This is a genomic window from Silvania sp. (assembly GCF_051656365.1).
Lineage (GTDB): Bacteria > Pseudomonadota > Gammaproteobacteria > Enterobacterales > Enterobacteriaceae > Enterobacter > Enterobacter hatchlandensis.
The window spans coordinates 38,960-47,143 of record NZ_JBOGBT010000063.1; the positions used below are offsets into that span (position 1 = coordinate 38,960).

The following is an 8,184-nucleotide window of genomic DNA, read 5'->3' on the forward strand; positions in this document are numbered from 1 at the left end:
CTGGAGCAGGCTGAAAAATTATCACCGGTCTGCTTTTCTCCCTCTCCCTTTTAGGGAGAGGGCAGGGGTGAGGGGAGTTTCCCTTCAAAATCCCGCTTCACAATATCCAGCGCTTTCAATACCGTCTCGGCCGGTAAATCGTGGTTTTCCAGCAGCATAATTAAATCGACGGCCAGCTTGACCTCGTCCGGGGCATTTTCCAGTGACATCATGTTCTCCAGTTAACGGGTCATACGCGCAATCACGCGCTCAATATCATCCAGTGCTTTACGGCAGCGTTCAAGGCGGCCGTCGAGGGCGGTGATTTCACGCATCAGTCGCTGCTGCTCTTCCAAGGTGTCGGTCTGGTTCAGCTTCATCTGGCGTTCCTCTTTCATTTCACCTAGCCGACGTTCAAACTCCTGATGCTCCAGGCGCTTGCGCTGCCATTTTGTTGCCCCCGCAGAGGCGCTGTCCCAGAGGCGCAGCGGCCAGGCAGCGATCTCCCGGTGCAGGGCGGCAATCTGCTCTGCCAGATGGGTCGCCAGCCAGGCGACCTGCTCAGTCTGCGCTTTTTCTACCGCGTGGCCCAGTTCATCAAGATTGTGCTGGGCTTCATCCAGATAATCTTTCATTACGGTGCTGCGGGTGCGGAACAGCTGCCGGTCAAAACGCGGCTTCAGGGTTGCGTGCTGCATCAACGGGGCGGCCTGCGTTCGCAGGGCCGTCAGCTGATTTTGCAGCGTCTGTAAAAGCAAGGCTGTTTTCAATCCGCTCTCCAGTGGTACAGTAGCCGTTCAGTTTGATAACGATTCGCATTATGCAGCGTACTATTTTAATCATCATTGGCTGGCTTGCGGTAGTGCTTGGCACGCTGGGCGTCGTATTGCCCCTTCTGCCGACCACGCCCTTCATCCTGCTGGCGGCCTGGTGCTTTGCCCGCTCGTCGCCGCGTTTTCACCACTGGCTGGTGCATCGCTCGTGGTTTGGCGGTTATCTGCGCCACTGGCAGCAGTACCGGGCCATGCCGCCCGGGGCCAAGCCGCGCGCGATTGCGCTGATCCTCGTGACCTTCGCCATCTCATTATGGCTGGTTCACATCCTGTGGGTGCGGATACTGCTGCTGGTGTGCCTTGGCTGCCTGCTGATTTTCATGTGGCGTATCCCGGTGGTTGATGAAAAGCAACAAAAGTCATAATCCGCAGAATGGCTGTTGCAATTCTCGTGCGCAGCCAGTAAATTCGACCGTTTTCGAGCACGGGTGCGGCTGGTTAAAGGTTAAACAAATGTTACTTTGACCCAACCGTTATGCGCTCCGTGAGCAACACCGTTTTCATCAGGCACACACTTATGACCGCAACTGCGCAGCAGCTTGAATATCTTAAAAACAGCATCAAAAGCATCCAGGATTATCCGAAGCCGGGTATTCTTTTCCGCGATGTCACCAGCTTGCTGGAAGACCCGAAAGCGTATGCTCTCAGCATTGAATTGCTGGTTGAGCGTTATAAGGACGCCGGGATCACCAAAGTGGTTGGCACCGAAGCGCGTGGCTTCCTGTTTGGGGCGCCGGTAGCGCTGGCAATGGGTGTCGGTTTTGTGCCGGTGCGCAAGCCGCGTAAACTGCCGCGTGAAACCATCGCAGAAAGCTACGAGCTGGAATACGGCACCGATCAGCTGGAGATCCACATCGATGCGATCCAGCCTGGCGATAAAGTGCTGGTGGTTGACGATCTGCTGGCAACGGGCGGCACCATTGAAGCCACCGTTAAGCTGATCCGGCGTCTGGGTGGCGAAGTGACCGACGCGGCCTTCATCATTAACCTGTTCGATCTGGGCGGCGAACAGCGCCTGGAAAAACAGGGCATCACCAGCTACAGCCTCGTGCCTTTCCCGGGACATTAATCCCCCTCCCACAACCTCGCCCAACGGGTGAGGTTGTGTTAGCATTACCCCCTGATTATCCACCTTCCAGCGTTGCAGAGCCCGCCCATGAGTTATCAGGTGTTAGCCCGAAAATGGCGACCCCAAACCTTTGCTGACGTTGTCGGCCAGGAACATGTGCTGACCGCCCTGGCGAACGGCTTATCGCTAGGACGTATCCATCACGCTTATCTTTTTTCCGGCACCCGTGGCGTCGGTAAAACCTCTATTGCCCGTTTGCTGGCGAAAGGCCTTAACTGCGAAAGCGGGATCACCGCGACGCCGTGTGGCGTGTGTGACAACTGCCGTGAAATCGAGCAGGGGCGCTTTGTCGATCTGATTGAGATCGATGCCGCCTCACGCACCAAAGTCGAAGATACCCGCGATCTGCTGGATAATGTCCAGTACGCGCCGGCACGCGGCCGCTTTAAGGTCTATCTGATCGACGAAGTGCACATGCTGTCCCGCCACAGCTTTAATGCCCTGCTGAAAACGCTGGAAGAGCCGCCTGCGCACGTTAAATTCCTGTTGGCGACAACCGATCCGCAAAAGCTGCCGGTCACCATTTTATCCCGCTGCCTGCAGTTCCATCTGAAGGCGCTGGACGTCGGGCAGATCCGCGATCAGCTCGAGCATATTCTTAATGAAGAGCAGGTGACGCACGAGCCGCGTGCCCTGCAGCTACTGGCCCGTGCGGCCGATGGCAGCCTGCGCGATGCGCTCAGCCTCACCGATCAGGCGATTGCCAGCGGTGACGGTGTGCTCTCTACGCTTGCGGTCAGCACTATGCTTGGCACCCTGGATGACGATCAGGCGCTGTCGCTGATTGAGGCGGTGGTCGAGGCCAACGGCGAGCGCGTGATGACGTTAGTGGATGCTGCAGCCTCACGCGGCATCGAGTGGGAAGCTCTGCTGGTTGAGATGCTGAGCCTGCTGCACCGTATTGCTATGGTACAGCTCTCGCCGGCAGCACTCGGTGCCGATATGGCCGCGATTGAACAGCGGATGCGCGAGCTGGCGCGAACCATTCCACCAACGGATGTGCAACTCTACTATCAAACCTTATTGATGGGTCGCAAGGAGCTGCCGTTCGCACCGGACCGACGTATGGGCGTTGAAATGGCCCTGCTGCGTGCGCTGGCGTTCCATCCGCGAATGCCGCTGCCTGAGCCCGAGGTTCAACCACAGTCATTCGCCCCGGTCGCCCCCACGGCGGTGTTGACGCCGATGCAGGTGCCTGCCCAGCAGAGTACGCCGCCACCGCCGCGCCATGATGTGCCGCTGTCGGATGCCACCAGCCAGGTGCTCGCCGCCCGCAATCAGCTTCAGCGCGCGCAGGGAGCACCCAAGCCAAAAAAGAGTGAACCGGCAGCGCCAGGCAGAGCGCGGCCGGTAAATAACGCTGCGCTTGAACGTCTGGCATCGGTCTCGGATCGCGTCCAGTCGCGTGCCGCGACAAGCCCTTCTGAGCCACAGACTCCGGTGAAGAAAGAGGCGTATCGCTGGAAATCCACCGCCCCGGCCGAAGCGGTCAAGGTGGAAATCACCACGCCGAAGGCGCTGAAAAAAGCGCTGGAGCATGAGAAGACGCCGGAGCTGTCCGCTAAGCTTGCCGAAGAGTCGCTGGAACGCGACGCCTGGGCGGCTGAGGTCAGCCAGCTGAAGCTCCCTAAACTGGTGGAACAGGTCGCGCTGAACGCCTGGTGCGAGCAGGAAGGCAATCGTGTCTGCCTGCATTTGCGCTCGGGCCAGCGCCACCTGAACTCGGCGAGCGCGCAGCAGGTGCTGACCGAGGCGCTTGGTACATTACGGGGGGCACCGGTTGAATTGACTATTATAGAAGATGATAATCCGGCGGTGCGAACGCCGCTTGAGTGGCGTCAGGCCATTTATGAAGAGAAGCTCGCGCAGGCGCGTGAGTCCATTATCGCGGATAATAACATTCAGACCCTGCAGCGCTATTTTGATGCAGATCTGGATGAAGAGAGTATTCGCCCCATTTGATCGTGAGTCTGACTTACGGTTGTTATCTGTAACGTGACTGAAGAGAGAAGCCTATGTTTGGTGGTAAAGGCGGTCTGGGTAACCTGATGAAACAGGCCCAGCAGATGCAAGACAAAATGCAGAAGATGCAGGAAGAGATCGCACAGCTGGAAGTGACTGGCGAATCGGGCGCAGGTCTGGTCAAAGTCACCATCAACGGCGCGCATAACTGCCGTCGCGTGGAGATTGATCCAAGCCTGTTCGAAGACGACAAAGACATGCTGGAAGATCTGGTTGCTGCTGCATTCAACGATGCTGCGCGTCGTATCGACGAAACGCAAAAAGAGAAAATGGCGTCTGTGTCCTCCGGAATGCAGCTGCCACCGGGCTTTAAGATGCCGTTCTGATGCAAACCAGTCCGCTGCTTACGCAGCTAATGGAAGCGCTGCGCTGCCTGCCGGGCGTTGGCCCGAAATCAGCGCAGCGCATGGCGTTTACCCTGTTGCAGCGCGATCGCAGCGGCGGAATGCGCCTGGCGCAGGCGCTGACCCGCGCCATGTCAGAAATCGGTCATTGTGCCGATTGCCGCACCTTTACCGAACAGGACGTGTGCAACATCTGCACCAATCCGCGTCGTCAGGAAAACGGTCAGATCTGCGTGGTGGAGAGTCCGGCGGACATCTACGCCATCGAACAGACCGGGCAGTTTTCTGGCCGCTATTTTGTGCTGATGGGGCATCTTTCGCCGCTGGACGGTATTGGCCCGGACGACATCGGTCTTGACCGGCTGGAGCAACGGCTGGAAGCCGAAACGCTGACCGAGGTGATCCTCGCCACCAACCCGACGGTAGAAGGGGAGGCGACCGCCAACTATATCGGTGAGCTATGCGCGCAGTATGGCGTGGCGGCCAGCCGAATTGCCCACGGCGTTCCGGTGGGCGGCGAGCTGGAAATGGTCGACGGCACCACGCTGTCGCACTCGCTGGCCGGGCGTCACAAGCTTATTTTCTGAACAAACGGAGGCTGCTTTCACGGCCTCCGCTTGAAAAGTTTCCCCTCTATCCCCATCTCTCCCTCAACGCTTTTAAACCCCATTAAATGGCATTGTTGAGGTCGACTTAGTATGAAAGGACAAGAAACCCGCGGTTTCCAGTCAGAAGTTAAACAACTTCTGCACCTGATGATCCATTCTCTTTATTCCAATAAAGAAATCTTCCTGCGTGAGCTTATCTCTAACGCCTCTGATGCGGCAGATAAGCTGCGTTTCCGTGCGCTCTCTAAGCCAGAGCTCTATGAAGGTGACGGCGATCTGCGCGTGCGCGTCTCTTTTAATAAAGAGAACCGCACCCTGACTATCGCTGATAACGGGATCGGGATGACCCGCGATGAGGTCATTGACCATCTCGGCACCATCGCCAAATCCGGCACCAAAGCGTTCCTGCAATCGATGGGTTCCGATCAGGCGAAAGACAGCCAGCTGATTGGCCAGTTTGGCGTGGGCTTCTATTCCGCATTCATCGTGGCGGATAAAGTGACCGTACGCACCCGTGCAGCGGGCGAAGACGCTGAAAGCGGCGTGTTCTGGGAATCCCACGGCGAAGGTGAATATACCGTTGCCGACATCACCAAAGCAGATCGCGGCACCGAGATCACCCTGCACCTGCGCGAAGGGGAAGACGATTTCCTCAACGACTGGCGCGTGCGCTCCATCATCAGCAAATATTCTGACCATATCGCCCTGCCGGTCGAGATCGAAAAACAGGAAGAGCAGGACGGTGAAACCGTGCTTTCCTGGGAGAAGATCAACAAGGCCCAGGCGCTGTGGACGCGTAACAAGTCTGAAATCAAAGACGACGAGTACAACGAGTTCTATAAGCACATCGCCCACGACTTTACCGATCCGCTGACCTGGAGCCACAACCGTGTGGAAGGGAAGCAGGAGTACACTAGCCTGCTGTACATCCCGGCGCAGGCGCCGTGGGATATGTGGAACCGCGATCACAAGCACGGCCTGAAGCTGTACGTCCAGCGTGTGTTCATCATGGACGAAGCCGAGCAGTTCATGCCGAACTACCTGCGCTTTGTGCGCGGCCTGATCGATTCTAACGATCTGCCGTTGAACGTCTCCCGTGAGATCCTGCAGGACAGCACCGTCACTCGCAATCTGCGTACCGCCCTGAGCAAACGTGCGCTGCAGATGCTGGATAAGCTGGCGAAAGAGAGCGCGGAAAAATACCTCACCTTCTGGAAACAGTTCGGTCTGGTACTGAAAGAGGGCCCGGCAGAAGATTCAGCCAACGTTGAAGCGATTGCCAAACTGCTGCGCTTTGCCTCCACGCACACCGACTCTGCCGAGCAGACCGTGTCGCTGGAAGAGTACATCGGGCGAATGAAAGAAGGGCAGGAGAAGATCTATTACATCACCGCAGACAGCTATGCTGCGGCGAAGAGCAGCCCGCATCTGGAGCTGCTGCGTAAGAAAGGCATCGAAGTGCTGCTGCTTTCCGATCGCATCGATGAGTGGATGATGAACTACCTGACCGAGTTCAGCGGCAAGTCATTCCAGTCTGTGGCGAAAGCCGATGAATCCATCGACAAGCTGGCGGACGAAGTGGACGAAACCGCGAAAGAGGCGGAAAAAGCCCTTGAGCCGTTCGTTGAGCGCGTGAAAACCCATCTGGGCGAGCGCGTGAAAGAGGTGCGTTTCACTCATCGTCTGACCGACACGCCAGCCATCGTCACCACCGATTCTGACGAGATGAGCACCCAGATGGCGAAGCTGTTCGCCGCGGCGGGCCAGAGCGTACCGGAAGTGAAGTACATCTTTGAGCTGAACCCGGATCACGCGCTGGTGAAACGTGCGGCAGAAACCCAGGACGAAGCTCGCTTCGCCGAGTGGGTCGAGCTGCTGTTGGATCAGTCCCTGCTGGCCGAGCGCGGCACGCTGGAAGATCCAAACCAGTTCATTAAGCGCGTGAACGCGCTGCTGCTGGCGTAAGACCCAACAACACCCCTCACCCTAACCCTCTCCCCTGTGGAGAGGGCCGGGGTGAGGGCATTCAGGCCGCATCCTCTAATATATTCCCCTCATTAACCGTTTCAGCCTCCCCGCCTTTCTTGAGCCATACCCGTCTTGATGGTATTGTTTAGCGCTTTTGAAAAATTGAACCAACTTTTGAGGGGATTTTCGCAATGCGTATTATTCTGCTTGGCGCTCCGGGCGCGGGTAAAGGAACTCAGGCTCAGTTCATCATGGAGAAATACGGTATTCCGCAAATCTCTACGGGTGACATGCTGCGTGCCGCTGTTAAATCTGGCTCTGAGCTGGGCAAACAGGCAAAAGACATCATGGACGCCGGCAAACTGGTGACCGATGAGCTGGTTATCGCGCTGGTTAAAGAACGCATTACGCAGGAAGATTGCCGCAACGGTTTCCTGCTGGACGGCTTCCCGCGTACGATTCCGCAGGCTGACGCCATGAAAGAAGCGGGCATCAACGTGGATTACGTGCTGGAGTTTGATGTACCAGATGAGCTGATCGTCGATCGCATCATTGGTCGTCGCGTACATGCTGCTTCTGGCCGCGTTTACCACATCAAATTCAATCCGCCGAAGGTGGAAGGTAAAGACGACGTGACCGGCGAAGAGCTATCCACGCGTAAAGACGATCAGGAAGAGACCGTGCGTAAACGCCTGGTGGAATACCATCAGATGACCGCGCCGCTGATTGGCTACTACTCTGCAGAAGCGCAGGCGGGTAACACCCAATACGCAAAAGTAGACGGTACTAAGCCGGTTGCTGAAGTCCGTGCAGAGCTGGAAAAAATCCTCGGCTAATCGCACCTTTCTCACCCGGCTATCCGGGTGAGAAAAATTCTCATTTCTCCTTTCGCTGCAATTGGTTCCGTTTACGCGCTTTTCAGATACAATTATCAGCCAGTCAAATGGTTATGAGGCGTGAATGAGTCAGGCGAAAACCGGCATCCTGCTTGCCAATTTAGGTACCCCCGAAGCCCCCACCTCCGCAGCGGTTCGCCGTTATCTGCGCCAGTTTTTGAGCGACACACGCGTTGTGGATACCCCGCGCCTGCTGTGGTGGCCCTTGCTGCGCGGTGTGATCCTGCCGATCCGTTCCCCGCGCGTGGCAAAACTGTATCAGTCGGTCTGGATGGATGAAGGTTCGCCGCTGATGGTTTACAGCCGCCGCCAGGAAAAAGCGCTGGCCGCCCGTCTGCCGGATATGCCGGTGGTGCTGGGTATGAGCTACGGCAAACCCTCGCTGGAAAGTGCGGTTAATGAACT

General features: G+C 57.1%; 10 protein-coding genes and 1 other annotated feature. Of the genes, 8 read left to right on the forward strand and 2 right to left on the reverse strand.

The features are described 5' to 3' along the window. Positions 1 to 50: 50 nt before the first annotated feature. Both rsmS and priC read right to left on the reverse strand, forming a co-directional pair. Positions 51 to 212, reverse strand: coding sequence for a pleiotropic regulatory protein RsmS (rsmS, locus tag ACRDD5_RS12270; protein ID WP_438676914.1), 162 nt, complete (start codon positions 210 to 212; stop codon positions 51 to 53). 9 nt (positions 213 to 221) lie between these two features. Further along, on the reverse strand, positions 222 to 749 hold the full coding sequence (gene priC, locus ACRDD5_RS12275; protein WP_438676915.1) for a primosomal replication protein N'': 528 nt from the start codon (positions 747 to 749) through the stop codon (positions 222 to 224). Between the two features lie 50 nt (positions 750 to 799). Between priC and ACRDD5_RS12280 the strand changes: the two genes are divergently transcribed. The 8 genes from ACRDD5_RS12280 to ACRDD5_RS12315 form a co-directional block, all read left to right on the forward strand. After that, entirely contained in the window at positions 800 to 1,177 is a 378-nt protein-coding gene (locus ACRDD5_RS12280) for a DUF454 family protein (protein WP_271283344.1), read from the forward strand. A gap of 152 nt (positions 1,178 to 1,329) precedes the next feature. Continuing rightward, positions 1,330 to 1,881, forward strand: a complete 552-nt coding sequence (gene apt / locus ACRDD5_RS12285) for an adenine phosphoribosyltransferase (protein WP_271283345.1) — start codon at positions 1,330 to 1,332, stop codon at positions 1,879 to 1,881. An 87-nt stretch (positions 1,882 to 1,968) separates the two neighbouring features. After that, a complete protein-coding gene (dnaX, locus tag ACRDD5_RS12290; protein WP_438676916.1) occupies positions 1,969 to 3,903 on the forward strand; it encodes a DNA polymerase III subunit gamma/tau in 1,935 nt (644 codons plus the stop codon). After that, positions 3,233 to 3,297 (forward strand) — a sequence feature (DnaX frameshifting element). (Overlaps the previous gene by 65 nt.) A 53-nt stretch (positions 3,904 to 3,956) precedes the next feature. Then, complete coding sequence (locus tag ACRDD5_RS12295; protein WP_271267765.1) at positions 3,957 to 4,289, forward strand: YbaB/EbfC family nucleoid-associated protein; 333 nt, start codon at positions 3,957 to 3,959, stop codon at positions 4,287 to 4,289. Beyond that, a complete protein-coding gene (gene recR / locus ACRDD5_RS12300) occupies positions 4,289 to 4,894 on the forward strand; it encodes a recombination mediator RecR (protein ID WP_271283352.1) in 606 nt (201 codons plus the stop codon). The genes ACRDD5_RS12295 and recR overlap by 1 nt, the downstream gene beginning before the upstream one ends. 111 nt (positions 4,895 to 5,005) lie before the next feature. Then, complete coding sequence (htpG, locus tag ACRDD5_RS12305) at positions 5,006 to 6,880, forward strand: molecular chaperone HtpG (protein WP_271283353.1); 1,875 nt, start codon at positions 5,006 to 5,008, stop codon at positions 6,878 to 6,880. A gap of 194 nt (positions 6,881 to 7,074) precedes the next feature. Continuing rightward, positions 7,075 to 7,719: an adenylate kinase gene (gene adk / locus ACRDD5_RS12310; RefSeq protein WP_271283354.1), complete on the forward strand. Its 645-nt coding sequence runs from the start codon at positions 7,075 to 7,077 to the stop codon at positions 7,717 to 7,719. A 124-nt stretch (positions 7,720 to 7,843) separates the two neighbouring features. Continuing rightward, positions 7,844 to 8,184, forward strand: a 341-nt coding sequence (locus ACRDD5_RS12315; RefSeq protein ID WP_438676917.1) for a ferrochelatase, incomplete at its 3' end; no start/stop codon positions are given.